Source organism: Streptomyces nymphaeiformis (assembly GCF_014203895.1).
Taxonomy (GTDB): domain Bacteria; phylum Actinomycetota; class Actinomycetes; order Streptomycetales; family Streptomycetaceae; genus Streptomyces; species Streptomyces nymphaeiformis.
The window spans coordinates 283,638-310,101 of the sequence record NZ_JACHJY010000005.1; the positions used below are offsets into that span (position 1 = coordinate 283,638).

The window sequence follows — 26,464 nt, forward strand, 5'->3', positions numbered from 1 at the left end:
AACGAGCCTTCCGCGGGGGCCGTTCCGATGGAATCGGCCCCCACCCGTGAAGGATCGTCAGGCGAACTTCGCCTTCCCGGGGCCCTCCTCGACGAAGCTGCGCATCCCGGTCTCGCGGTCCTCGGTGGCGAACAGGGCCGAGAACCAGGTCCGCTCGATGGCGAGACCGGTGTCGATGTCGGCCTCCAGACCCTGGTCGATCGCCTCCTTCGCGGCCCGCAGGGCGACGGCCGGGCCCTGCGCCAGCTTGGCGGCCCAGGCGTGCGCCTGCTCGTACACCTCGGCGGCGGGGACGACCCGGTCGACCAGACCGAGCGTCAGGGCCTCGTCGGCCTTCACCATCCGGCCGGTGAAGATGAGGTCCTTGGCCTTGGAGGGGCCGATCAGCCGGGACAGGCGCTGGGTGCCGCCCGCGCCGGGGATGAGGCCGAGCAGGATCTCCGGCTGGCCCAGCTTGGCGTTGTCGGCGGCGATGCGGTAGTCGGCGCAGAGCGTGAGCTCGCAGCCGCCGCCGAGCGCGTACCCGGTGATCGCGGCGACGACCGGCTTGGGGATGCGGGCGACGGCGGTGAAGGCGTCCTGGAGCGCGCGCGAGCGCTTGACCATGGCCACGTGGTCCATGACCTGCATCTCCTTGATGTCCGCGCCGGCCGCGAACACCTTCTCGCCGCCGTAGAGGACCACGGCCCGCACGTCGTCGCGGTCCGTCACCTCCTGGGCCAGCTCGCGCAGCCGGTCCTGGGTGGCGATGTCCAGGGCGTTCATCGGGGGGCGGTCGAGGCGGATCGTGCCGACGCCTTCGGCGACTTCGAGGTTCACAGTCATGGGGAAAGGTTAGTGTCCGTTAACGCCGACGGGCCCGGTGCTGTTGCTCACAGCACCGGGCCCGCGCTCAGTCGCGTACGACTAGGCGATCCACTCCGACCAGTCCATGTTCCAGCCGTTGAGGCCGTTGTCCGGCTGGATCTGCTTGTCCTTGGAGTTCTTCACGACGACCACGTCACCGATGAGCGAGCGGTCGTAGAACCAGGCCGCCGGCATCGAGCTGTCGCCCGCGCCCCGCGCGTCCTGCAGGCCGACACAGCCGTGGCTGGTGTTGGTGGTGCCGAAGATCCCCGGGGAGCCCCAGTAGTTGCCGTGCACGAAGGTGCCCGAGTTGGACAGGCGCATCGCGTGCGGCACGTCCTTGATGTCGTACTCGCCGCCGAAGCCCACGGTGGCCCCGTTCATGCGGGTCACCTTGTACTTCTCGCTGATGACCATCTGCCCGTTGTACGTCGTCGTGGACGGCGCGCCCGCGCTGATCGGGATGGTCTTGATGATCTTGCCGTCGCGCTCGACCTGCATGGTGTGCGCGGCGGCGTCCACCGTGGAGACCTGACGGCGGCCGATGGTGAAGGAGATCGTCTTCTTCTGCTTGCCGTAGACGCCGGGGCGGCCCTCGACGCCGTCCAGGTTCAGCGCGACCGTCACCTTGGTGCCGGCGGCCCAGTAGTCCTTGGGACGGAAGTCCAGGCGGTCGTTGCCGAACCAGTGGCCCTCGATCTGGACGGCCGGGACGGCCGTCACCTTGATGGCCTTCTCGACGGCGTCGGGGTCGGTGATGCCCCGGCTGAAGTTGATGGACACCGGCATGCCGACGCCGACGGTCGAACCGTCCTCGGGCGTGTACTGGCCGATGAAGGTGTTCTTCGGGACCAGCGTGGTGAAGGTGGTGTCCTTGGCCGACTCGCGGCCGTCGGCGTCCTTCGCGATCGCGTGGACCTTGTACTGCGTGGCCGCGGCCAGGTGCGCGGTCGGCGACCAGCTGGCGCCGTCCGCGGCGATCTTGCCCTCGATCGAGGAGCCCTTGGAGTCGGCGACCGTGACCGTGGTCAGCTTGCCCTGCTCCGCGGTGATCTTCAGTGCCCCGCTGGTGGCGACCGAGTCGGCGCCGTCCTTCGGAAGGATCGTCACGACGGCCTGGGAGGCCGCGTTCTCCTGCTTGCCGCCGCCCTGCGCCGCCGGACCCTGTCCCCCCGCACCGCCGCCGGTGGCGGTCTCACCGCCACCGCACGCGGTCAGGACCAGGAGCATCGCCCCCGCCGCCAGGGCCTGCAGCCCGACGCCCCCGCGTCGCCGCCTGCTCTTGACCGATGCCCCCGATATCGGCTGCCCGTTCACTGTGGTCTTCTCCCCTCGCACGGCCTGGCAACGCCACGGCCCCACCCCCGTGCGCATCCACTCGCGCACACAGCGCTAGATAATCACACCGCAGGACACGAAAGTTCCTCGTGAATGTCACCGTTCGGCACCAGTCGACTGGTACGGGGGCTGTCCGGATCCCCTAGATCGCGGAGCCGGTCTTCCACTCGTCCCACTCCAGGTTCCAGCCGCCGAGACCGTTGTCGGGGGCGACCTCCTTGTCCTGGGAGTTGACCACCTCCACCACGTCGCCGATCAGCGTCCGGTCGAAGAACCAGCCCGCGGGCGAGTCCGCGCTGCCGCCCTTCTCGTCCCGCAGCCCCACACAGCCGTGACTGACGTTCGCCGAGCCGAAGGTGGAGGCCGCGGCCCAGTAGTTGCCGTGCAGGAAGGTCCCCGAGTCGGTCAGACGGATCGCGTGCGGCACGTCCTTGATGTCGTACTCGCCGCCGAAACCGACCGTCCTGCCGTCCATCCGGGTCACGTCGTACAGCTCGGTGGCGACCATCTTCCCGTTGTACGTGGTCGTCTTCGGCGCGCCCGCGGTGATCGGCACGGTGGCGAGGAGCTCGCCGTCCCTGCGGACCTCCATCGTGTGCGCGGCGGCGTCGACCAGGGAGACCTGGGAGCGGCCGACGGTGAAGCCGACCGTCTTGCGCTGGATGCCGTACACCCCGGGCGCCCCCTCGACGTCCCGCAGCCCGAGCTCGACGGTGACCTTCGTGCCGGGCCGCCAGTACGCGGCGGGGCGGAAGTCGAGCCGCTCCTTGCCGAACCAGTGGCCGACGACCTCCACCGGGGGCTCCGAGGTGATCCGGATGGCGCGCTCCACCTCGGCGCGGTTCTCGATCGGCCGGTTGAAGCCGAAGGAGACGATCATGCCGGTGCCGACCGTGGAACGGTTCTCCGGCTTGAAGTAGCCGATGAAGCGGGACTCGGGGACGGCGGTGGTGAACGTGGTGTGCCGGGCCGAGCGGCGCCCGTGCGCGTCGAGTGCGACCGCGTCCACGCTGTACTTGGCGGCCAGCGCGAGCCGGGTGCCGGGCCGGGGCCGCCAGCGCAGCCCGTCCGCCGAGACCTCCCCCGCGACCTCCGTCCGCCGGCCGTCCTCGACCTGGACCACGCTCACCCGTTCGAGCCGCCCGCTGTCCAGCTTCACCTCGACGGGCCCGCCGGCCGGCACCGCCCGGCTGCCGTCCTCCGGGCTCACCCGGATGACGTCACCCGGGGCCCGCGCCTTGCCCGGCAGGCCGATGTCGATGCCGCCACCGCCGTCCGCCGCCGTGCAGCCCACGAGGCCCGCCAACAGTCCCGCCACCGCGAGGGCGCGCCCCGCCCGCTTCCATACGCATGTCACGCCCGGCCCAACGACGGCCACCCTCCAGGGGAAACGTGCGTGCGGGTCATGTTGGGAGGACGGCCGTGCGGGCAGAACAGGGGGAGGACCACACGCGGGAGCGGCGGCCGGGACGCCGCCGCTCCCCCGGGTGCGGGCCCGACGAGCCGCGGGAGGCCGGGACGGTGACGAGCGCAGCCGAGCAGGAGGCGGTGTCCGAGCATGCCCCGGAGCGGGCCGGCCCACCGGTGTGGCCGGGGGCGCCGACGCCGCTCGGGGCCCGTTGCCGGGTCGGGCCCGGCGGGGTGACGGGGACCAACTTCGCCCTGTGGGCGGGCGGGGCGGAGGCCGTGGAGCTGTGCCTCTTCGACGCCGGCGGGACGGAGACACGGCTCCCGCTGACGGAGCTGACGCACGAGATCTGGCACGGCTTCGTGCCGGGCGTCGGGCCGGGGCAGCGGTACGGCTACCGGGTGCACGGCCGCTGGGACCCGTGGACGGGCGCCCGCTGGAACCCGGCGAAACTGCTCCTCGACCCGTACGCCCGAGCGGTCGACGGCGACTTCACGCTCCCCGCCGAGGTGTACGGACACGTCCGGGACTGGCCGCAGCAGCACGTGGCCGACACCGTCCGCGACGAGCGGGACTCCGCCCCGTACGTTCCGAAGGGGGTCGTCGTCCATGACGACGACGACTGGTCCGACGACCGCAGGCCCAAGACGCCCTGGCAGGACTCGGTCATCTACGAGCTGCACGTGAAGGGCTTCACGAAGCTGCACCCCGGCGTCCCGGAGCAGCTGCGGGGCACGTACGCGGGACTGGCCCACCCTGCCGCGATCGACCACCTCGTACGCCTCGGGGTGACGGCGGTCGAGCTGCTCCCTGTGCACCAGTTCGCCCACGAGGACCACCTCCTCCGCCGCGGCCTGCGCAACTACTGGGGCTACAACTCGATCGGCTACTTCGCCCCGCACGCCGGCTACTCGTCCTCGGGGACGGCCGGGCAGCAGGTCGGCGAGTTCAAACGGATGGTGCGGGCGCTGCACGCGGCCGGGATCGAGGTCATCCTCGACGTCGTCTACAACCACACCGCGGAAGCGGGCGAGCTGGGCCCCACCCTGTCCCTGAAGGGCATCGACAACCGCGGCTACTACCGCCTGCAGTCCGACGCCCGCCGGTACGCCGACTACACGGGCTGCGGCAACACCCTGCACGTGGTGCAGCCGCAGGTCCTCCGCCTCATCACCGACTCCCTGCGCTACTGGGTGACGGAGATGGGCGTGGACGGCTTCCGCTTCGACCTGGCGGCGGCCCTGGCCCGCTCCTTCCACGACGTCGACATGCTCTCCCCCTTCCTCGCGGTCATCGCCCAGGACCCGGTCCTGAGGAGGGTGAAGCTCATCGCGGAGCCCTGGGACGTGGGGAACGGCGGCTACCAGGTCGGCGCGTTCCCGCCCCTGTGGACCGAGTGGAACGACCGCTACCGGGACGCCGTGCGGGACTTCTGGCGCGGGGCGCTGCCCGACGTGCGGGACCTCGGCTACCGGCTCTCCGGCTCCAGCGACCTGTACGCCTGGGGCGGACGGCGGCCGTACGCCTCGGTCAACTTCGTCACCGCGCACGACGGCTTCACCCTCCGCGACCTCGTCACGTACGAGCGCAAGCACAACGAGGCCAACGGCGAGGGCAACCGGGACGGCACCCACGACAACCGCTCCTGGAACTGCGGGACGGAAGGCGAGACGGACGACGTCGCGGTCAACGCCCTCCGCCTCCGGCAGCAGCGCAACCTCCTCACCACCCTCCTCCTGTCCACCGGGGTCCCGATGCTCGTCGCCGGCGACGAGACGGGTCGCACGCAGGGCGGCAACAACAACGCGTACTGCCAGGACAACGAGCTCGGCTGGCTGGACTGGTCGCTCCCCGACGACCCCGGCCGGGCGGGCCTCCTGGCCCTCACCCGCCGTCTCCTCGCCCTGCGCCACCGGCACCCCGTCCTGCGCCGCCGCGCCTTCTTCTCCGGCCGGCCGCAGGGCGCGGACGGGCTGCGGGACCTCGCCTGGTTCACCGCCGAGGGCACGGAGATGACGGAACGGGACTGGTACGCGCCGACGGCCACGCTCGGGCTCTACCTGTCGGGCCGCGACATCCCGGGGCGGGACGCGCGGGGCGAGCAGATCACCGACGACAGCTTCCTCGCCGTCCTGCACGCCGGCGCCCGTCCCCTGGACTTCCGCCTCCCGGGGGCGCCGTGGGCGGCGACGTACGAACTGCTCGTGGACACGACGCGGGAGGACCAGTCGACGCCCCCGAACACCCACCACGCGGGCGACGGCACGCTCACGGTGGGCGCCCGCTCGGTGGTGCTGCTACGGGTCCGCGAGTGACGCGGCGTCAGGAGCCGCCCAGGATGCCCCGGTCGTAGCCCGTCGCGACCGCCGCCGCGCGGTCCTTCACGCCCAGTTTCGCGTAGATGTGCGTGAGGTGGGTCTTCACCGTCGCCTCGCTGATGAACAGCTCCGCCGCGATCGCACGGTTCGCCGTGCCCTTCGCCACCAGCGCCAGGATCTCGCCCTCGCGGGCGGAGAGCGTGCTGTCGGGCGCGCGGACCGCGGTGACCAGGCGGGAGGCGACGGTCGGAGAGAGGACCGTGCGGCCCGACGCGGCGGCCCGTACGGCCGCGAACAGCTCCTCGCGGGGCGCGTCCTTGAGGAGGTAGCCGGTGGCGCCGGCCTCGATCGCCGGGAGGGTGTCGGTGTCCGTGTCGTACGTGGTGAGGACCAGGACCCGGGAGCGGGCCCCGCGCCGGGTGAGCTCGGCGATGGCGTCCACGCCGCCGCCACCGGGCATGCGCAGGTCCATGAGGACGACGTCGGGGTCGAGTTCCAGGGCGAGTTCGACGCCCCGGACGCCGTCGGGGGCCTCGCCCAGGACACGGAAGCCGGAACCCTCGGCGGCGAACATGCCGCGCAGGCCGTCCCGTACGACGGGGTGGTCGTCGACGATCAGAAGCGTGATGTCAGTCATGGCGCGCCCCACGGTACGCGAGCGGAGATCGCCGTGCCCTCGCCCGGCGCCGTCTCCACGGTGACCGTGCCGGCGAGGCGCTCCGCGCGGGCCCGCATGCCGTCGAGCCCGAACCCGCCGCCGTCGCCGCGCCGTTCGGGCCGGGCGAGCGGATCGAAGCCGTGGCCGTCGTCCCGTACGTCCAGGGTGATCTCGTCGCCCATGTAGGAGAGCGTGACACCCGCCCGGCCGGCCCCGGAGTGGCGGGCGGCGTTCGACAGGGCCTCCTGGGCGATCCGCAGCAGCGTGGCGGCGACCTCGTCGTGGAGCGGCGCCTCGGTGCCGGTCACGGTGAACCGGGTGTCGACACCGGTCCGTTCGGCCCATTCGGCGACCGTCTTGCGGAGGGCCTCCGGGAGGCCGTCGTGCTCCAGGGCGACCGGCCCGAGGTTCCGCACGGAGCGCCGGGCCTCCCCGAGGCTGTGCCGGGCGAGGTCCGCGGCCCGCCGCAGGTGCGCCTCGGCGTGCTCCCGGTCGGGCGCGGCGGACGCGGCCTGGAGCTGGGTGACGATCCCGGTGAGGCCCTGCGCGAGGGTGTCGTGGATCTCGGCGGCGAGCCGGCGCCGCTCGTCGGCGACCCCGGCCTCCCGGGCCTGGAGGAGGAGCTGGGCCTGGAGGGCGGAGTTCTCGGCGAGGGCCTGTTCGAGGCGGCTGTTGGCGCGCCCGAGTTCGGCGATGGTGGCGGCCCGCTCGGCGGCCTTCTCGGCGTCCTTCGTGGCGAGGTGGGCGAAGCCCAGGGAGAGCGCGCCGTTGAGGGCGAGCAGACCGCCGAAGGCGAGCCACTGCACGAGGGAGGCGGGCGGCAGGCCGCCGGACTGGGAGCCGGCCATGGTGACGGCGGTGACGAGGAGTCCGGCGCGGGCGAACCGGCGGGGCAGCAGGTGGTCGGCGTCGAAGTAGCCGACGCAGGCGTAGATCGCGAAGAAGGGGTTGAGCCAGGTCAGGACGAAGGCGAGCGCCGTGCGCAGGACGAAGTAGGCGACGGAGGCGGGCCCGGGGGCGGCCGGGACGAGCACGGGCCGGACCCCCGGCGTCTCGGGCTCCCAGCCGTCGGCCGCGACGACCCGCCGGCAGCGCAGGACCCACACCGTCTGGAGGACCAGCGTGGCCACCACCAGGAGACCGGCCGCCGGCACCCTCGTACGGTCCATGAGGAGGTCCGCCGACGCCCCGGCGATCGCACCGGCCACGGCGAGCAGTCCGTACGGTCCCCAGCGGAAGAACTGCCGCCAGCGTTCCTCGACGGTGGTGGGCACCCCGCCGCCCCCTCTCACTCCCAGCGGAACCAGCGCACCGACGCACCGGTCGACAAGGCCGTCCACAGGGCCATCACCCCGAGCGCCGCCCAGCCGGGCCAGTCGCCCGACGCGGCCGAGTCGAGGGCCTGGGAGGCGGCGCCGAGCGGGGTGAGGCCGACGATCCGCTGCAGGGTATCCGGCATGGCCTGGACGGGCACCCACACACCGGCCGTGAACATCGTCGGGAAGAAGACGGCGGAGCCGACGGCGGTGGCGATCTTCTGCGTACGGGAGACGGCGCACACCGCGGAACCGAGGGCGAGCCCGGAGGCTACGGCGAGCAGCAGCGCGAGCAGGTACCCCGGGAAGTTCTCCGGCAGGGCGACGTCGAAGGCGATGCGCCCCACCACGAGCACGAGCGACGCGGAGACGAGCGCGGCCGCGCCGTGCAGCGCGAGCTGCGCGGTGAGCAGCGCGCCGGGCCGGACGGGGGTGGTGGACATCCGGCGGAGGATGCCGCGCTCGCGGTAGCCGGACAGGACGGGCGGCATCGCCTGGATCCCGGCCATGATCAGGGCGAAGAGGACGGCGACCGGCACGTACAGGTCGATCACGCGTCGCCCGCCGAGGTCGGCGGAGGCCTCCCGGAAGGACGGGACGAAGGCGCCGAGGACGACGAGGAGCAGGGTCGGCGAGAGCATCACCCAGAACAGGGCGCCGGGTTCGCGGGTGAAGAGGCGCGTCTCGGCACGCAGAACGGCAACGGAGGGGTTCATCGCGGGTCGGTTCCCGTCAGGTCGAGGTAGGCGTCGTCGAGGGTGGCGTCGACGACCCGGAGCTGGCCGGCCGTGACGCCCTCCCGGGCGAGGAGGGAGACGAAGGCGGTGACGGTCTCGTCGGTGCCGCCGACGACGGTCCGGCCCTCGGCCGTCCGGACGGAGACGGCACCGGGCAGGGACCGCAGCGCGGCCGGGTCGATCGGGGTGTTCGCGGCGAAGGAGATCTCCTTGGCGGCCGAGGCCCGGCCGATCAGCCCTTCGGGGGTGTCGAGCGCGGCGATCCGGCCCTGGTCGAGGACGGCGATCCGGTCGCAGAGGCGCTGCGCCTCCTCCATGAAGTGGGTGACGAGCAGCACCGTCACCCCGGTGTCCCGGAGGGACTCGACGAGCGACCACACCTCGCGGCGGGCCCGCGGGTCGAGACCGGTGGTGAGCTCGTCGAGGACGACGACCCGGGGGTCGCCGAGCAGGGCGAGGGCGATGAACAGCCGCTGCTGCTGCCCGCCGGACAGCTTCCCGAACCGGGTCCGCAGGTGCGGGACGAGCCCGAGCCGCTCGGCGAGCGCCTGCCGGTCGGCGGGCCGCTCGTGGAAGGAGGCGTACAGGTCGAGCGCCTCGCGGACGGTCAGCTTGGCCTGGAGCTCGCTCTGCTGGAGCTGCACGCCCAGGACCCTGGTGACCTCGGCGCGCTGGGTGGCGGGGTCGTACCCGCACACGCGCACCCGCCCCTCGTCGGGGGTCCGCAGCCCCTCGACACACTCCACGGTGGTCGTCTTGCCGGCGCCGTTGGGGCCGAGGATCCCGAAGACCTCCCCCTCGCCGACCTCGAACGACACCCCGTCGACGACCTTCCGGCCGCCGTACGCCTTGTGCAGTCCCCGCACCTCGATCGCTGTCATGCCTTCAGCCTGTCGAAGACGCGGAACACCGACCATCGGCCATCGCGCTCGACCCGCCATCAACCGATCGGCTGATGCCGCGGTACGACCCGGCCGGAAAACCGGATGAGACGTGTCAGTGGCGAACCGTATGGTCGGACCTGATGCCCGAGAACCCAGACACCCCGCCCTCCGACCGCTCGACGGTCCGCGTCCTGCTCCGTCTCTGGCCGTACGTACGGCCCGTGCGGGCCCGGCTGTTCACGGCCGCGGTCATCGCGATCGTCGCCTCCTGCCTGTCTCTGGTGATCCCCCTCGTCCTCAAATGGCTGGTGGACGGCCCCGTCGCGAACGGCGACCCCGGGGGCGTCTGGCTGGGGGCGCTGTACCTCCTGCTCCTCGGTATCACCGAGGCCGTCCTGTTCGGCTTCCGCCGCTGGCTGGTGGCGCGCCCGCTGGCCGCCGTGGAGGCCCGGATGCGCGCCGACCTGTACGGCAGGCTCCAGCGGCTCCCGATCGCCTTCCACGACCGGTGGCCGTCCGGGCAGCTGCTCTCGCGCGGGACGACGGACCTGATGCTGGTCCGGATGTTCCTGGCCTTCCCGCTGACCTTCCTCCTGGTCAACGGCGTGACGATCCTCGCCGGTTACGTCCTCCTGCTGGCCCAGGACTGGTCGCTCGGCCTGGTGCTCCTCACGCCCGTGATCCCCCTCGTGATCGTCAGCAACCTCTTCGAGCGCCGGTACGGGGTCGTGGCCCGCACGTCCCAGGACCAGGTGGGCGATCTCACCACCTTGGTCGAGGAGAGCGTCCTGGGCATCCGGATCGTGAAGGGCTTCGGCCGGCACCGCAGCCAGGCGAAGGCGTTCCACGCACTCGCCGGACACCTCCGCGGCACGGAACTGGCCAAGGCGCGGCTGCTCGCCGCCATCTGGGCGGTCATCACCGCCGTACCGGAACTGGCCATCGGAACCGCGCTCGTGCTCGGCACGGTGCAGGTCGCCGACGGGAACCTGTCGGCGGGCACCCTCGTCGCGTTCCTGTCGACGGCCCTGGCGCTGCGCTGGCCGGTGGAGTCGATCGGTTTCATGCTCGCGATGAGCAAGGACGCGGCGACCGCGACGGAACGGTACTTCGAGGCGATGGACGCCGAGGAGGAACCGGACACGGCCACCGGCACCACCGCCCACGACACCTCCGAGGGGGTCCGCTTCGAAGGCGTCACGTTCCGCTACCCGGACGCCCCGGAGGAGGCACCCCCCGTCCTGGACGGCGTCGACCTCCACATCCGCCCCGGCGAGACCCTGGCCCTGGTCGGCGGCACGGGCTCGGGCAAGACGACCCTCACGGCCCTCGTACCGCGCCTGCACGAGGCGACGACGGGCCGCATCCTCCTGGACGGCGAGGACATCGCCCTCATGGAACGGGAGAAGCTCCGCTCCCTCGTCTCCATGGCGTTCGAGGAGCCGACGCTGTTCTCGGCGAGCGTCGGCGAGAACGTCCTGATGGGCGCGGAACGGGCAGGCGACCCCGAGCTGCGCCGCGCGCTGGGTGTCGCCCAGGCGGACGGCTTCGTCGACCGCCTGCCCGAGGGGACGGCGACACAGGTCGGCGAGCAGGGCCTCAGCCTCTCCGGCGGCCAGCGGCAGCGGCTGGCCCTCGCCCGCGCGGTGGTCGGCAGGCCCAGGTTCCTGGTCCTGGACGACCCGCTCTCGGCACTCGACGTCCACACGGAGGCCCGAGTCGAGGCGGCCCTGCGGGAGGTCCTCCGGGAGACGACGGCCCTGGTGGTGGCGCACCGCCCGTCGACGGTGATGCTCGCCGACCGCGTCGCGCTGCTCTCCCAGGGCCGGATCGCGGCGGTCGGCACCCATCAGGAACTGCTGCGCAGCAGCGCCGAGTACGCCTGGCTGATGACGGGCGAGGGGAAGAACCGATGACGGACACGACACTCGAGAAGAAGACGGCCCCGGCGGAACCGTCGGACCCCTTCGACCGCGACGACCTGCCCGCGGCCCCGGGAGCGACGGGCGCCCTGCTCCGCTCCCTCCTGGCCCCGCACCGGACGCGGGTGGTGATCGCGGCCCTGATCCTCCTCGGCAGGGAGGCGGCGCTGCAGGCGGGCCCGCTGCTCGTCGCGTACGCCATCGACCGGGCGGTCCCGGCGTTCCGCGCGGGAGACCACGGCCCGGTCATCGCCGTGGCCCTCGGCTACCTCCTCTGCGCCGCGCTGTCGGGCGTCCTCCAGTACGCGTTCGTCCGCGGAGCGGCCCGGATCAACCAGGACGCGCTGCTCGACCTGCGAGGCCGGATCTTCCGCCACGCGCAGGTGCTGAGCGTCGACTTCCACGAGCGGTACACCTCGGGCCGTCTGATCTCCCGCTCGACCACGGACGTCGAATCGCTCCGCGAACTGCTGCAGGAGGGCCTGCAGGAACTGATCGGCGTGGTGCTCTCCTTCGTCTCGATCTCCCTGGTCCTCCTCTACCTGGACTGGGGCGTCGGAGCAGTGGCGGTGGTCTCCTTCGTCCCCCTCTACGGGCTGATCCGCCTCTACCGACGCCGAGCGGGCGAGGTGTACGCGGAACGCAGCACGGCCATCGCAGGCGTCATCGTGAAGTTCGCGGAGACGATGAACGGCATCCGCCCGGTCCGCGCGTTCCGCCGTGAACGGGCCAACGACACCGAGTTCGCGGCGCTCAACCACCGCCACGAGCGCAGCAACGGCGACGCCCTCCTGGAGATGGCCCGCTACGTGGTGGGTTCCCGGCTGGTGGCGAACACCGCGGTGGCGGGCATGTGCCTCTGGGGCGCGTACAGGGTCGCCGCCGGAACGCTCGAACTGGGCGTACTGGCGGCGGCGGTCCTCTACATGCGCCGCCTGTACGACCCGATCGACCGCCTGGGCATGTTCCTGAACTCGTACGAGTCGGCGGCGGCCTCCCTCGCCAAGATCGCCGGCCTCCTGGCCCAGGAACCGGGCGTCCCGGAGACGAGAACCCCCGAGGAACTCCCCACGCGCACCGGCGGACCCGGCCGGGAGATCACCTTCGAAGGCGTCGGGTTCGCCTACCGGACAGGAGGCGAAGTCCTCCCGCGCTTCGACCTGAGGATCCCCGCGGGCCAGACGGTGGCAGTGGTGGGCGCGACGGGCGCGGGCAAATCCACCCTCGCGAAGCTCCTGGCCCGCTTCTACGACCCGACGGACGGCCGGGTCCTCCTGGACGGGGTGGACCTCCGCGACCTGACGACACCGGATCTCCGCCGCGGGGTGGTGATGGTCACCCAGGAGGCGTTCCTCTTCTCCGGCACGGTGGCGGAGAACATCTCCATCGGCCGCCCGGACGCGACCCGCGCCGAGATCGAACAGGCGGCGAAGGCGATCGGGGCCCACGAGTTCATCACGGGACTCCCCGACGGCTACGACACGGACGTCCGCAAACGGGGCGGCCGCATCTCGGCCGGCCAGCGGCAGCTGGTGGCCTTCGCCCGCGCCCTCCTGGCGGACCCGGCGGTCCTGATCCTGGACGAGGCGACGAGCTCGCTGGACGTCCCGGGCGAACGAGCGGTGCAGCGAGCGATGGACACGGTCCTGGCGGGCCGCACCGCGGTGATCATCGCCCACCGCCTCTCGACGGTCGAAGTGGCGGACCGCGTCCTGGTGATGGAACAGGGCCGCATCGTCGAGGACGGCCACCCGTCGACGCTCATCGAGGGCGAGGGCCGCTACGCGAGCCTGCACCAGGCATGGCGCGACAGCCTGGTGGGGTGAGGGAGAGCGGCCCCGTCCCCGGCGGCCCCTTCAGGCCCGCCGCCGCAGCACCACGAGGGACAGCACGGCCGCGAGGACCATCAAGAGGGAGGCCCCCACAGCGGCCCCGGACATGGCCGACACGAACGCGCTCCGCGCGGCGTCGACGACACCGGCCGCACCCCCCAGGGCACCCCCCAGCGTCTCCCGGGCGGCGGCCGGCGCGGACGGGGGCATCGCCGCGGTGTACACGGCCGCGCCGATGGACCCGAGGACGGCCATCCCGAGCGCACCGCCCAGCTCCGACCCCGCTTCGAGTACCGCGGCGGCGGCCCCCGCACGCTCGGGGGGCGCCGCGCCGAGGGCGAGTTCGTTGGCGAGGGTCATCGCGGAGACGAGCCCGGCGGCGTAGACGGCGCTGCCGACGAGGACCACCCACAGCGGCGTGGCACGGTCGACGACGACGAGCCACGCGAAGCCGCCGGCGGAGACGAGGAATCCGCCGCCCATGACGTACGCCCGGTCCACCCGCTGCGCGAGCGCCGCGGCGAGAGGCGCGGCGACCATGACGCCGGCGGCGGGGACGAGGCTCCAGAGGGCCGCTTCGAGGGGGCTCTGCCCGAGGACGGACTGGAGGTACTGGGTGAGGAAGACGGCGAAGCCGACGGTGGCGGCCATGGAGAGCAGGTTGACCACGAGGGACCCGCCGTACGCCGGGGTGCGGACGAGCCGCAGATCGACCATGGGGTGTTCGAGCCGCATCTGCCGCACCACGAAGACGACACCGATCAGAACGCCCACGACGACACCCGCACCGGGCCCGACGGCCCACCCGCCCTTGGCGAGCTCCTTGATCCCGTAGATCACGGGCAGCAGGGCGGCAAGAGAGAGCCCGGCACTGAGCACATCGAACCGGGACCCCCCGGCCTCGCCCTTGGACTCACCGAGCAGAACCGGCGCGAGCACCAACAGCAGCGCCATCGCGGGCAGGTTGATGAGGAACACGGCCCCCCACCAGAAGTGCTCAAGGAGCGCGCCGCTGACGACGGGGCCGAGGGAGATGCCGCTCGCCATGACGGTGGTCCACAGGGTGACGGCCTTGGCGCGCTGGGCCGGGTCCTGGAAGAGGGTGCGGATCAGGGCGAGGGTGGACGGCATGAGGCAGGCGCCGGCGACGCCGAGGAGCGCGCGGGCGCCGATCAGGGCGCCGGGACTGTGAGCGTAGGCGGCGGCGAGCGACGCGGCGCCGAAGAGGCCGGCGCCGAAGAGGAGGAGCTTGCGGCGCCCGACGCGGTCGCCGAGGGAGCCCATGGTGACGAGGAGTCCGGCGAGCACGAAGCCGTACATGTCGAGGATCCACAGCTGCTGGGTCGCGCCGGGCCGGAGGTCGGCGGCGATGGAGGGGATCGCGAAGTAGAGGACGGAGACGTCCATGGAGACGAGGAGCAGGGGAAGCATGAGGACGCCGAGGGCGGTCCATTCACGCCGCCCGGCCCGGACGGCGGAGAGGTCCTGAGAGCGTTCGGTGAGTGCCATGCGGGCAGCGAAGCAACACCCCGCGTACAGCACCACACACGCCCTAGTGCACCCCGACGAAACCCGTCGAAAGCCCAGTTCGGGCCCGCGTACACCGCACCACCGCACTAGTACACTCCCGGCCCATGACGACGGAACCGCCCTACCTGGCCATCGCCGCCGAGATCCGGCGCCGCATTCTCGCCGGGAGGCTGGCCCCGGGCGACCGGGTGCCGTCGACGCGGGCGATCACGCGTGAGTGGGGCGTGGCGATGGCGACGGCGACGAAGGCGCTGGCGGCGCTGCGCCAGGAGGGCCTGGTACGGGTGGAGCCGGGCGTCGGCACCGTGGTGGTGGACCCGAAGCGGACGCGCCACTCGACGACGAGCACCCTCACGAGGACCCGCATCGTGCGCACGGCGCTGGACCTCGCGGACACGGAGGGCCTGAACGCGGTGACGATGCGCCGACTGGCGACACTGCTCGACACGTCGGCGATGGCGCTGTACCGGCACGTTCCGGGCAAGGGCGAGCTGGTGCGCCTGATGACGGACGAGGCGTGCGGGGAGGTGCCGCTGGGGCCGGCGCCGACGGACTGGCGGCAGGGCCTGGAGCGGGCGGCGCGCTGGCTGCGCGAGGTGTACGCGCGGCACCGGTGGATGGCGCAGGTGATGGCCTCGCTGTCGCGGCCGGTGCTCTCGGTGAACGCGATGGCGTACACGGAGTGGGTGCTGGGGGTGCTGTGGGAGACGCCGCTGTCGCCGTCACAGAAGCTGCACGCGCATCTGACGCTGTTCGCGTTCGTCCAGGGCCTGGCGATGGCGGACGATCTGGAGGAGCAGGCCCGGCTCGACACGGGCCTGTCGGACGACGAGTGGATGGAACAGAACGAGCCACGGTTCGACGCGATGCAGTCGGGTGGCCCGTACCCCCTGCTCGACGCGATCGCCCATGACGGGGGGTTCGAACTGAGCCTGGAGTCCCTCTTCGAATTCGGCCTTCGCAGAACGTTGGACGGCATCGCGGCCCTGATCGACGAAACGTCCGGTTAACGAACACGGACATTCGGGCAGCGGACGGTTTCCGGCCAACTTCCCGACACGGTCCTGACAGGTACCCGTCAGTTCTGTCACTCTCTCCCCGGTTCTTCGCACCAGAGTTCACCGCGTCACCCGATCGGGTTCCTACCCACCCGGGTCCCGCGTCACAAGTACATGCTCCACAGCTCTCCTTGCACCGCCCGGACGGACTCACCCAAGCCCGCCGGTACCCCCCTCGCATTAGGAGTCTGCGTGAGATCCACGCCCAGCCGTCGCGCCACCGCGACCGGCGCTCTGATCGCCGCCGCCGCCATGCTCACCCTCGGCGTGCAGGCCGGCACCGCCTCGGCCGGCACCTTCGGTGCCGCCCCCGCCGCGGCGCCGTCCCTCGGCAAGGTCAACCCGGGCAAGCTCCCGGCCGACCTCTCCCCCGCCCAGCGCGCCGCGCTGATCAAGGCGGCGGACGCCGACAAGGCCGAGACGGCCAAGACCCTCGGCCTCGGCGCCCAGGAGAAGCTGGTCGTCCGCGACGTGGTCCAGGACCGCGACGGCACGACCCACACGCGCTACGAGCGCACCTTCGCCGGGCTGCCCGTCCTCGGCGGCGACCTGATCGTCGACGAGTCCAAGGCCGGCGCCACGACCGGGGTCATCAAGTCGAACCGCGCCGAGCTCAAGAACGTCGACCTCGCCGCCTCCGTCGCCCCGGCCGCCGCCGAGAAGCAGGCCCTCGGCCTCGCCGCCGCGGACGGCTCGAAGAAGACCGCCGCCGACCGCGCCCCGCGCAAGGTCGTGTGGATGGCCCAGGGCGCACCCGTCCTCGCGTACGAGACCGTCGTCGGCGGCCTCCAGCACGACGGCACCCCGAACCAGCTGCACGTCATCACGGACGCCAAGTCCGGTGCGAAGCTGTTCGAGTGGCAGGGCATCGAGACCGGCATCGGCAACACGATGTACAGCGGCCAGGTCACCCTCGGCACCGCGCCCTCGTACTCGCTGACGGACACCACCCGCGGCAACCACAAGACGTACAACCTCAACGGCGGTACGTCGGGCACCGGGACGCTGTTCACCAACACCACGGACACGTGGGGCAACGGCCTGGCCTCCAACAAGGAGACCGCGGGCGCGGACGCGCACTACGGTGCCGCGCTCACGTGGGACTACTACAAGAACGTCCACGGCCGCTCCGGCATCCGCGGTGACGGCGTCGGCGCGTACTCCCGCGTCCACTACGGCAACGCCTACGTGAACGCGTTCTGGGACGACTCCTGCTTCTGCATGACGTACGGCGACGGCACCAGCAACACCCACCCGCTCACGTCGATCGACGTGGCCGCGCACGAGATGACGCACGGCGTCACCTCCAACACGGCCGGCCTGATCTACAGCGGCGAGTCCGGCGGTCTCAACGAGGCCACCTCGGACATCATGGCGGCGGCCGTCGAGTTCTACGCCAACAACGCCAACGACAAGGGCGACTACCTCGTCGGCGAGAAGATCGACATCCGCGGCAACGGCACCCCGCTGCGCTACATGGACAAGCCGAGCAAGGACGGCTCGTCCAAGGACTCGTGGTACTCGGGCATCGGCAACATCGACGTCCACTACTCCTCGGGCCCGGCGAACCACTTCTTCTACCTGCTCTCCGAGGGCAGCGGCGCCAAGACCATCAACGGCGTGAGCTACGACTCGCCGACCTCCGACGGCCTGCCGGTCACGGGCATAGGCATCGACAAGGCCCGTCTGATCTGGTTCAAGGCGCTGACGACCAAGTTCAGCTCCTCGACCAACTACGCGGGCGCCCGCACGGGTGCCATCGCCGCGGCCACCGACCTGTACGGCGCGAGCAGCCCCGAGGTCGCGGCCGTCCAGGACGCCTTCGCCGCCATCAACGTGGGTGCGCGCTCCGGCGGCGGCAACCCCGGCGGCGGGACGGTCTTCACCAACGACACCGACGTCGCCATCCCGGACTCCCCCGGCGCCGCGGTCACCTCGACGATCAACGTGACCGGCATCACCGGCAACGCGCCGAGCAACCTCCAGGTCGGTGTGGACATCATCCACACCTGGAGCGGTGACCTGGTCGTCGACCTGATCGCCCCCGACGGTTCGGTCTACAACCTGAGCAACCGGGTCGGCGGCAGCGCCGACAACATCCAGCAGACCTTCACCGTGAACGCCTCCTCGGAGGTCGCGAACGGTGCCTGGAAGCTCCGCGTCCAGGACAAGGCCGCCGCGGACACCGGCTACATCAACAGCTTCAAGCTGACCTTCCCGTAAGTCTCACCACACACGGGAGCGGGAGCCCGGAGGGAATCTTCCCTCCGGGCTCCCGCGCGTCTGCGGCACCGTTACCTCAGCAGCACCCCCGCCCCCTCCCCCGTCGTCCCGGACGGCAGGGCCGCGAGGCCGAGCTCGGCCGGGTGGGCGAGCAGCGGGTGGGCGGGCAGGACGCGGACGGTGCAGCCGAAGGAGCCGGTGCGGTCGAGCTCCAGGGTGCCGGCGTAGGGCTGCCGTCCGTCCAGGTCGGGGCCGCCCGCCGGCTTGAGGGCGACCGCCCGGGTGGCGGTGAGCGTGTCGTCGGCGTCGACGCGGCCGGTGACGGCCTGCACCTCGACGTCGTCGGGCTCCAGGCCGCCGAGCGCGACCCGGACCCGGACGACGGGCGTCGCGCCGAGCTCGGCGTCGGCCTCCGCGAGGTCGTCGCCGATCTCCACGTGGTCGACGGCCACCGCCGGCCAGGCCGCCCGCACCCGAGCCTTCCAGGCGGCGAGGTCCCGCGCCCGGTCCGGGGTGAGGGCGCGGTGGGAGCCGGCGGCGGGTACGTACAGCTGCTCGACGTACGCGCGGACCATCCGGTCGGCGAGCACCTTCGGGCCGAGGTCGGCGAGGGTCCGCCGGACCATGGCCGTCCAGCCGGCCGGCACCCCGTCGGGGCCGCGGTCGTAGAAGCGGGGGGCGACCCGGCGCTCGATGAGCTCGTAGAGGGCGGCGGCCTCCAGGTCGTCGCGGCGGTCCTCGTCGGCGGCGGCCGTGCCGTCGGCGGTGGGGATGGCCCAGCCGAAGTCGGGCTCGTACCACTCGTCCCACCAGCCGTCGAGGACGGACAGGTTGAGGCAGCCGTTGAGCGCGGCCTTCATCCCGCTCGTGCCACAGGCCTCCAGGGGGCGCAGGGGGTTGTTGAGCCAGACGTCGCAGCCGGGGTAGAGGCCGCGGGCCATCTCCATGCCGTAGTCGGGCAGGAAGACGATCCGGTGCCGGACCCGGGGGTCGTCGGCGAACCGGACGAGTTCCTGCACGAGCCGCTTCCCGCCGTCGTCGGCGGGGTGGGCCTTGCCCGCGACGACGAGTTGCACGGGCCGCTCGGGGTGGAGGAGGAGGGAGCGCAGCCGGTCCTTGTCGCGCAGCATGAGGGTGAGCCGCTTGTACGAGGGGACGCGGCGGGCGAAGCCGATGGTGAGGACGTCGGGGTCGAGGACGGTCTCGGTCCAGCCGAGTTCGGCGGCGGCCGCGCCGCGCTGCCGCCAGGAGGCCCGCAGCCGCTCCCGTACGTCGGTCACGAGCCGTTCGCGCAGGGTGCGGCGCAGCTCCCACAGCTCCCGGTCGTTCGCGTCCGGGGAGAGCCGGCCGACCTCGGGGGCGACCCAGGTGGGGGCGTGGACGCCGTTGGTGATGGAGGTGATGGGCACCTCGTCGGCGTCGAAGCCCGGCCAGAGTCCGGCGAACATGGAGCGGCTGACGGCGCCGTGGAGGGTGGAGACGCCGTTGGCGCGCTGGGCGAGGCGCAGGCCCATGGCGGCCATGTTGAAGACGCCGGGTTCGCCGCCGAGCGGGGTCTCGTCGCCGAGGGCGAGGATCCGGCCGAGGTCGACGCCGGGGAGGGCGCCGTCCTCGCCGAGGTGGCGGGCGACGAGCGCCCGGTCGAAGCGGTCGATGCCGGCGGGGACGGGGGTGTGGGTGGTGAACACGGTGCCGGCCCGGACGACCTCCAGGGCGGCGTCGAAGTCGAGCCCCTCGCCGCCGAGTTCACGGACGCGTTCGAGACCGAGGAAGCCGGCGTGGCCCTCGTTGGTGTGGAAGACCTCGGGGGCGGGGTGGCCGGTGAGCCGGGTGTACGTGCGGACGGCGCGGACGCCTCCGATGCCGAGGAGCATCTCCTGGAGGAGCCGGTGCTCGCTGCCGCCGCCGTACAGCCGGTCGGTGACGCCCCGTTCGCCGGGGGCGTTCTCCTCGACGTCGGAGTCGAGCATGAGGAGCGGGACGCGGCCGGCGCGGGCGATCCACAGATGGGCGTGGAGGCTGCGGCCGCCGGGCAGCGCGAGGGTGATGCGCGCGGGGGTGCCGTCGGCCTCGCGGAGCAGGGTGACGGGCAGCTCGCCGGGGTCGAGGACGGGGTACTGCTCCTGCTGCCAGCCGTCCCGGCCGAGGGACTGCCGGAAGTAGCCGTGCCGGTAGAGCAGGCCGACGCCGATCAGCGGGACGCCGAGGTCGCTGGCGGACTTGAGGTGGTCGCCGGCGAGGATGCCGAGGCCGCCGGAGTACTGGGGCAGGGCGGCGGCGACGCCGAACTCGGGCGAGAAGTAGGCGACGGCGGCGGGCGCGTCGCCGGGCCGGCCCTGGTACCAGCGGGGTGCGTGCAGGTACTGGTCGAGGTCGTCGGCGGCGGCGCGCAGCCGGGCCAGGAACTCCTGGTCGGCGGCGAGCGCGGCGAGCCGGGGCGCTTCGAGGGCGCCGAGCACCCGCACGGGGTCGGCGCCGCTCAGGCCCTCGGGCGCGAGGGACGCGAAGAGCGCCCGGGTGGGCTCGTGCCAGGACCAGCGCAGGTTGTGCGCGAGGTCGGCGAGGGGTCGAAGGGTGTCGGGGAGGACGGGACGCACGGTGAATCGACGGATTGCCTTCACGCTGTCCACCTTCGCAGGCAGTGACGGACCGGAGCGGAAGCACCACGCTGTGCGTCCGCGGCTGTCGTCCCGGAAGGCTAGGCCACCGCACCGCCCCCCACCAGGGCGCGCGGGGGCACCCCGCCGCCCGTCCGTCCGCGCCCCACAAAGACGGGGCTTCTTTCTTGTCCGGGTCGTGTGCTTGTCGGTGTCGCTACGTCCGAGTAGTTAACAAGGCGCCGGATTGCCCACCCGAGAACCGTGGGAAGGCTCCTGCGGTACAACCCCCGAACCCGTCTCCCCGAGCCCTGAGTTCCTCTCTGTTCATCCCTGTGGACCCGCCATTCGAGTGAACGCGGACAGGAGCCGTCATGCCCGCAACCCGCCGGCCGTCGACGGAGCTAGAAAGAGCGCACCACCACCCGCACCCCCGTAACCCGTCAGGTGATGCTGTGAATCCGCTCATGGGACGCATTCCCGTACTGGACGTCCGCCCACTGGTCGACTGCGGCCGGCGCCCCGCGAAGGCGGTGGCCGGAGAGTCCTTCGAGGTGACGGCGACCGTCTTCCGCGAGGGCCACGACGCGGTCGCCGCCAATGTCGTGCTGCGCGGGCCGTCGGGCCGGCCAGGCCCCTGGACCCCGATGCGCGAACTCGCCCCGGGCACCGACCGGTGGGGTGCCGAGGTCACCCCGGACGCCGAGGGCCTGTGGACGTACACCGTGGAGGCGTGGAGCGACCCGGTGGCCACCTGGCGCCACACGGCGAGGATCAAGATCCCGGCCGGGATCGACTCCGAACTGGTCCTCGCCGAGGGCGCGGAGCTGCACGAGCGGGCCGCGAAGGGCGTCCCGAAGAAGGGCGGCGGCCGGGAGGCCGTGCTCGCGGCGGCGGACGTGCTGCGTGACGTGTCGCGCCCCGCGGCGGTGCGGCTCGCGGCGGCGCTCGCCCCGCAGGTCGTCGACGCCCTGGACCGCCACCCGCTGCGCGAACTGCTCTCCGCCTCCCCCGCGTTGCCGCTCCAGGTGGAGCGCGAGCGGGCCCTGTTCGGCTCCTGGTACGAGTTCTTCCCGCGCTCGGAGGGCGTGCGGAAGGTCAAGGGGCGCACCGTCCCGGGGAACTTCCGCACCGCGGCCGAACGGCTCCCGGCGGTCGCCGCGATGGGCTTCGACGTCGTCTACCTGCCGCCGGTGCACCCGATCGGCGAGACCCACCGCAAGGGACCGAACAACTCCCTGTCGGCGTCGCCGAGCGACGTCGGCGTGCCGTGGGCGATCGGTTCGCCGGAGGGCGGGCACGACGCGCTCCACCCGGACCTGGGGACCTTCGAGGACTTCGACGCGTTCGTCGCGCGGGCCCGGGAGCTGCGCCTGGAGATCGCGCTGGACTTCGCGCTCCAGTGCTCCCCGGACCACCCGTGGGTGGAGAAGCACCCGGAGTGGTTCCACCACCGTCCGGACGGTTCGATCGCGTACGCGGAGAACCCGCCGAAGAAGTACCAGGACATCTATCCGATCGCGTTCGACAAGGACATGGACGGGATCGTCGCGGAGACCGTGCGGGTGCTGCGGTTCTGGATGGACCACGGCATCCGGATCTTCCGCGTCGACAACCCGCACACCAAGCCGGTGGTGTTCTGGGAGCGGGTGATCGGCGAGATCAACGGCGCGGACCCGGACGTGATCTTCCTGGCGGAGGCGTTCACCCGTCCGGCGATGATGCGGACGCTCGGCGCGATCGGTTTCCAGCAGTCGTACACGTACTTCACCTGGCGCAACACCAAGGAGGAGCTGACGGAGTACCTCACCGAGCTGTCCGGGGAGACGGCCGCGCTGATGCGGCCGAACTTCTTCGTGAACACCCCCGACATCCTGCACGCCTACCTCCAGGAGGGCGGCCGGCCCGCGTTCGAGGCACGGGCGGTGCTCGCGGCGACGCTGTCGCCGTCCTGGGGCATGTACGCCGGGTACGAGCTGTGCGAGAACACCCCGCTGCGGGACGGCAGCGAGGAGTACCTCGACTCGGAGAAGTACGAACTCAGGCCCCGTGACTGGGAGTCGGCGGAGCGGTCCGGGGCGACGATCACCCCGCTGATCACCGCCCTGAACCGGATCAGGCGCCGCCACCCGGCCCTCCGCCGGCTACGGAACCTGACCTTCCACGACACCGACAACCCGCAGGTGATCGCGTACTCGAAGCGCTCGGGTTCGAACATCGTTCTGGTGGTCGTCAACCTCGACCCGCACCACACCCATGAGGCTTCACTCTCGTTGAACATGCCGGAACTCGGCCTCGACTGGCACGAGACCGTGCCGGTGCGCGACGAGCTCACCGGCGAGACCTATCACTGGGGCAGGAACGCCTACGTGCGCCTAGAGCCGGGTGTCACGCCCGCGCACGTGCTCGTCCTGCGACCGTCCCCGCAGACCGGAGGGTCACCCACATCATGACTGTCAACGAGCCCGTCCCCGACACCTTCGAGGACACCCCCGCCAAGGACCGCGATCCCGACTGGTTCAAGCGGGCGGTGTTCTACGAGGTCCTCGTCCGCTCCTTCCAGGACAGCAACGGCGACGGCGTCGGCGACCTGAAGGGCATCACGTCCAAGCTGGACTACCTCCAGTGGCTGGGCGTGGACTGCCTCTGGCTCCCGCCGTTCTTCAAGTCCCCGCTGCGGGACGGGGGCTACGACGTCGCCGACTACACGTCGGTGCTCCCCGAGTTCGGCGACCTCGCCGACTTCGTGGAGTTCGTCGACGCGGCCCACCAGCGCGGCATGCGCGTGGTCATCGACTTCGTCATGAACCACACCAGCGACCAGCACCCGTGGTTCCAGGAGTCGCGGCGCGATCCGGAAGGCCCGTACGGCGACTACTACGTCTGGGCGGACGACGACAAGCAGTACGCGGACGCCCGGATCATCTTCGTCGACACCGAGACCTCCAACTGGACCTTCGACCCGGTCCGCAAGCAGTACTACTGGCACCGGTTCTTCTCGCACCAGCCGGACCTCAACTACGAGAACCCGGCGGTGCAGGAGGAGATCCTGTCCGCGCTGAAGTTCTGGCTGGACCTGGGGATCGACGGCTTCCGGCTCGACGCGGTGCCGTACCTGTACCAGCAGGAGGGCACCAACTGCGAGAACCTCCCGGCCACCCACGCCTTCCTCAAGCGGGTCCGCAAGGAGATCGACGACCACTACCCGGACACGGTGCTGCTCGCCGAGGCCAACCAGTGGCCGGAGGACGTCGTCGACTACTTCGGCGACTTCCGCTCGGGCGGCGACGAGTGCCACATGGCCTTCCACTTCCCGGTCATGCCGCGGATCTTCATGGCCGTGCGGCGCGAGTCCCGCTACCCGGTCTCCGAGATCCTGGCGAAGACCCCGGAGATCCCCTCCGGCTGCCAGTGGGGCATCTTCCTGCGCAACCACGACGAGCTCACGCTCGAGATGGTCACGGACGAAGAGCGCGACTACATGTACGCCGAGTACGCCAAGGACCCGCGCATGCGGGCCAACATCGGCATCCGGCGGCGGCTCGCCCCGCTCCTCGACAACGACCGCAAGCAGATGGAGCTGTTCACCGCCCTGCTCTTCTCGCTGCCCGGCTCGCCGGTGCTGTACTACGGCGACGAGATCGGCATGGGCGACAACATCTGGCTCGGCGACCGGGACGGGGTGCGGACCCCGATGCAGTGGACCCCCGACCGGAACGCCGGCTTCTCCTCCTGCGACCCGGGACGGCTCTACCTGCCGGCCATCATGGACCCGGTCCACGGCTACCAGGTGACCAACGTCGAGGCGGGCATGGCCTCGCCGTCCTCGCTGCTCCACTGGACGAAGCGGATGATCGAGATCCGTAAGCAGAACCGCGCCTTCGGGACGGGGACGTACACGGAACTCCCGGCGTCCAACCCGGCGGTGCTCGCCTTCCTGCGGGAAACCGCCCCCGAAGAGGGAATGGACGCCGATCTCGTGCTCTGCGTGAACAACTTCTCGCGGCACGCCCAGCCCACCGAGCTCGACCTGCGGCGCTTCGACGGCACGCGGCCCGTGGAGCTCATCGGCGGGGTGCAGTTCCCGGCCATCGGGCAGCTGCCCTACCTCCTGACCCTTGCGGGACACGGCTTCTACTGGTTCCGTCTCAAGAAGGCCTGAGCCGAAGCCAGTTCCGGGTGGGGCGGTTTCCCCCGTCCCACCCTGGGCACTGTGAACGACACACGATTCGGGTCCATACGGGCCTTCTTGCCGGGCCCATACGGATCTTCCCTTTCCGACACGTCCCGCACATCCGGACAGCCACAGCCGCAATCCGGGACAATCTGCGCATTTGAATGCCTACGAACTCCACTTGCGCACCCCGGGGAAAGGACGCGATGCCATGCCGGAGACCGCATCCACCACCCGGGCCCCGGACGCCCTCCTCCCGTCCCTCGCCCCCCTGCTCCACGAATGGCTGCCACGGCAGCGCTGGTTCGCGGGCAAGGGCCGCCGGGTCACCGGATTCACGCTGGACGCGGCGACCGAGCTGCTGCCCCTGGACGGCACCGGGCCCGGACTCCTCCACCTCCTCGTACGAGTCGAACAGCCCGGCCGCCCGGCCGGCACACCCGCCGACTGCTACCAACTGCTCCTGGGCGTACGGACCCAGCTCCCGCCCCGCCTCGCCCCCGCCCTGATCGGGCGGATCCGGCAGGGGCCGCTCGCCGGACGCGCCGTGTACGAAGGGCTGCGCGACCCGCGGCTCGCCGGCCTCCTCTACGACCGGCTGCGCACCCCGGGCAGCACGGGCCCCCTCCGCTTCCACGCCACCACGGCACTGCCGCCCGCCCTGGCCCCGCGCATGCTGGACGCCGAGCAGTCCAACTCGTCCCTGGTCTTTGGGGATTCGTTCATCCTGAAGATCTTCCGGCGCGTCAGTCCCGGCGCGAATCCGGACCTGGAACTCCCCCTGGCGCTGAGCCGGGCCGGCTGCGCCCGGGTCCCGGCGCCCGTCGCCTGGTTCGAGTCCGGCGCCTCCACCCTCGGAGTCCTCCAGCCCTACCTGCGGGACTCCCGGGACGGCTGGCGGCTCGCCCTCGACGCGCTCGCCGACGGACGGGAGTTCACGGTCGAGGCCCGGGCCCTCGGCCGCGCCACCGCCGAGGTCCATCTGGCCCTCGCCGAGGCGCTCCCCACCCGGCGCCTGGCCCGCGCGGAGACCGAGCAGCTCGCCGCCGCGATGGACCGGCGCCTCCACGCCGCGGCGCAGGCCGTGCCGGCCCTGCTGCCGTACGTGCCGGGCCTGCGGGCCGTGTTCGCCGCGGCGAGCGGCGGGGCCGCGGTGCAGCGCATCCACGGGGACCTGCACCTGGGGCAGACCCTGCGCGGCTCCGACGGCGGCTGGGCCGTCATCGACTTCGAGGGCGAGCCCGCGAAGCCGCTGGACGAACGGCGCAGCCCCCAGCCCACCGTCCGCGACGTCGCCGGGATGCTCCGCTCCTTCGACTACGCGGCCCGCACGCACCGGCCCTGGAACGCGGACTGGGCCTCCCGCTGCCGGGCGGCGTACTGCGCGGGCTACGCGGAGGCGTCGGGCGTCGACCCCCGGGCCGACCCGGCGCTCCTGCGGGCCTACGAGACGGACAAGGCGGTGTACGAGGTGGTCTACGAGGCCCGCCACCGCCCGGACTGGCTCCCCGTCCCGATGTCCGCGATCGAACGCCTCGCGACCCGATGAGCCGCGACGTGTCGGGCCCCCGGCGGGCGGGCCCGACACGTTCGGCCCAGTCCGACCGCGCCCCGCACCACCCC

At 72.1% G+C, this 26,464-nt stretch carries 15 protein-coding genes and 1 pseudogene; 7 read left to right on the plus strand and 9 right to left on the minus strand.

Annotation, left to right across the window (positions count from 1 at the left end):
• Positions 1-57 precede the first annotated feature (57 nt).
• From GGE06_RS18885 to GGE06_RS18895, 3 genes are all read right to left on the minus strand, one after another.
• The gene (locus tag GGE06_RS18885; protein ID WP_116158737.1) at positions 58-825 is read right to left on the minus strand and encodes an enoyl-CoA hydratase/isomerase family protein; all 768 of its coding nucleotides are present in this window, start codon (positions 823-825) and stop codon (positions 58-60) included.
• Positions 826-906: 81 nt separating this feature from the next.
• Positions 907-2,163, minus strand: coding sequence for a L,D-transpeptidase (locus tag GGE06_RS18890; RefSeq protein WP_181924500.1), 1,257 nt, complete (start codon positions 2,161-2,163; stop codon positions 907-909).
• Between the two features lie 163 nt (positions 2,164-2,326).
• Positions 2,327-3,562 carry a L,D-transpeptidase gene (locus tag GGE06_RS18895; RefSeq protein WP_184931312.1) on the minus strand — a complete coding sequence of 412 codons (1,236 nt, stop codon included), beginning with the start codon at positions 3,560-3,562 and terminating at the stop codon, positions 2,327-2,329.
• Between the two features lie 143 nt (positions 3,563-3,705).
• Between GGE06_RS18895 and glgX the strand changes: the two genes are divergently transcribed.
• Entirely contained in the window at positions 3,706-5,907 is a 2,202-nt protein-coding gene (gene glgX / locus GGE06_RS18900; protein ID WP_116158740.1) for a glycogen debranching protein GlgX, read from the plus strand.
• Positions 5,908-5,914: 7 nt separating this feature from the next.
• Here glgX and GGE06_RS18905 read toward each other — a convergent pair whose 3' ends face one another.
• The 4 genes from GGE06_RS18905 to GGE06_RS18920 are packed head-to-tail and all read right to left on the minus strand — an operon-like array spanning position 5,915 to position 9,502.
• Positions 5,915-6,547 (minus strand): response regulator, encoded by a 633-nt coding sequence (locus tag GGE06_RS18905; RefSeq protein WP_184931313.1) that lies wholly within the window; start codon positions 6,545-6,547, stop codon positions 5,915-5,917.
• A complete protein-coding gene (locus GGE06_RS18910) occupies positions 6,544-7,842 on the minus strand; it encodes a sensor histidine kinase (protein WP_116158741.1) in 1,299 nt (432 codons plus the stop codon). Before GGE06_RS18910 ends, GGE06_RS18905 begins: the two co-directional genes overlap by 4 nt.
• Positions 7,843-7,856: 14 nt before the next feature.
• Entirely contained in the window at positions 7,857-8,600 is a 744-nt protein-coding gene (locus GGE06_RS18915; protein WP_116158742.1) for an ABC transporter permease, read from the minus strand.
• The gene (locus GGE06_RS18920; RefSeq protein WP_184931314.1) at positions 8,597-9,502 is read right to left on the minus strand and encodes an ABC transporter ATP-binding protein; all 906 of its coding nucleotides are present in this window, start codon (positions 9,500-9,502) and stop codon (positions 8,597-8,599) included. Before GGE06_RS18920 ends, GGE06_RS18915 begins: the two co-directional genes overlap by 4 nt.
• Positions 9,503-9,632: 130 nt before the next feature.
• Between GGE06_RS18920 and GGE06_RS42660 the strand changes: the two are divergent.
• Positions 9,633-13,253 (plus strand): annotated as a pseudogene (locus GGE06_RS42660) (ABC transporter ATP-binding protein); the annotation flags it as partial.
• A gap of 30 nt (positions 13,254-13,283) precedes the next feature.
• Here GGE06_RS42660 and GGE06_RS18935 read toward each other — a convergent pair.
• Complete coding sequence (locus tag GGE06_RS18935; RefSeq protein ID WP_116158746.1) at positions 13,284-14,768, minus strand: MFS transporter; 1,485 nt, start codon at positions 14,766-14,768, stop codon at positions 13,284-13,286.
• A 125-nt stretch (positions 14,769-14,893) separates the two neighbouring features.
• Here GGE06_RS18935 and GGE06_RS18940 point away from each other — a divergent pair, with 125 nt between their 5' ends.
• Complete coding sequence (locus tag GGE06_RS18940) at positions 14,894-15,799, plus strand: TetR/AcrR family transcriptional regulator C-terminal domain-containing protein (protein WP_116158747.1); 906 nt, start codon at positions 14,894-14,896, stop codon at positions 15,797-15,799.
• A 240-nt stretch (positions 15,800-16,039) separates the two neighbouring features.
• Complete coding sequence (locus GGE06_RS18945; RefSeq protein ID WP_184931316.1) at positions 16,040-18,070, plus strand: M4 family metallopeptidase; 2,031 nt, start codon at positions 16,040-16,042, stop codon at positions 18,068-18,070.
• A 71-nt stretch (positions 18,071-18,141) separates the two neighbouring features.
• Here the strand turns inward: GGE06_RS18945 and glgP are convergent, their stop codons facing one another.
• Complete coding sequence (glgP, locus tag GGE06_RS18950) at positions 18,142-20,691, minus strand: alpha-glucan family phosphorylase (RefSeq protein WP_116158749.1); 2,550 nt, start codon at positions 20,689-20,691, stop codon at positions 18,142-18,144.
• A 443-nt stretch (positions 20,692-21,134) separates the two neighbouring features.
• Here glgP and GGE06_RS18955 point away from each other — a divergent pair, with 443 nt between their 5' ends.
• From GGE06_RS18955 to GGE06_RS18965, 3 genes are all read left to right on the plus strand, one after another.
• Positions 21,135-23,120 (plus strand): alpha-1,4-glucan--maltose-1-phosphate maltosyltransferase, encoded by a 1,986-nt coding sequence (locus tag GGE06_RS18955; RefSeq protein WP_220378529.1) that lies wholly within the window; start codon positions 21,135-21,137, stop codon positions 23,118-23,120.
• On the plus strand, positions 23,117-24,829 hold the full coding sequence (gene treS / locus GGE06_RS18960; RefSeq protein WP_116158751.1) for a maltose alpha-D-glucosyltransferase: 1,713 nt from the start codon (positions 23,117-23,119) through the stop codon (positions 24,827-24,829). The genes GGE06_RS18955 and treS overlap by 4 nt, the downstream gene beginning before the upstream one ends.
• A gap of 223 nt (positions 24,830-25,052) precedes the next feature.
• The gene (locus tag GGE06_RS18965; RefSeq protein ID WP_116158752.1) at positions 25,053-26,390 is read left to right on the plus strand and encodes a maltokinase N-terminal cap-like domain-containing protein; all 1,338 of its coding nucleotides are present in this window, start codon (positions 25,053-25,055) and stop codon (positions 26,388-26,390) included.
• Positions 26,391-26,464: the final 74 nt, after the last annotated feature.

Coding starts and splice junctions, on each gene's coding strand:
- GGE06_RS18885 (WP_116158737.1), bottom strand. CDS start 825: ATGACTGTGAACCTCGAAGTCGCCGAAGGCGTCGGCACGATCCGCCTC.
- GGE06_RS18905 (WP_184931313.1), bottom strand. CDS start 6,547: ATGACTGACATCACGCTTCTGATCGTCGACGACCACCCCGTCGTACGG.
- GGE06_RS18915 (WP_116158742.1), bottom strand. CDS start 8,600: ATGAACCCCTCCGTTGCCGTTCTGCGTGCCGAGACGCGCCTCTTCACC.
- GGE06_RS18920 (WP_184931314.1), bottom strand. CDS start 9,502: ATGACAGCGATCGAGGTGCGGGGACTGCACAAGGCGTACGGCGGCCGG.
- GGE06_RS18935 (WP_116158746.1), bottom strand. CDS start 14,768: ATGGCACTCACCGAACGCTCTCAGGACCTCTCCGCCGTCCGGGCCGGG.
- GGE06_RS18940 (WP_116158747.1), top strand. CDS start 14,894: ATGACGACGGAACCGCCCTACCTGGCCATCGCCGCCGAGATCCGGCGC.
- GGE06_RS18955 (WP_220378529.1), top strand. CDS start 21,135: ATGGGACGCATTCCCGTACTGGACGTCCGCCCACTGGTCGACTGCGGC.
- treS (WP_116158751.1), top strand. CDS start 23,117: ATGACTGTCAACGAGCCCGTCCCCGACACCTTCGAGGACACCCCCGCC.
- GGE06_RS18965 (WP_116158752.1), top strand. CDS start 25,053: ATGCCGGAGACCGCATCCACCACCCGGGCCCCGGACGCCCTCCTCCCG.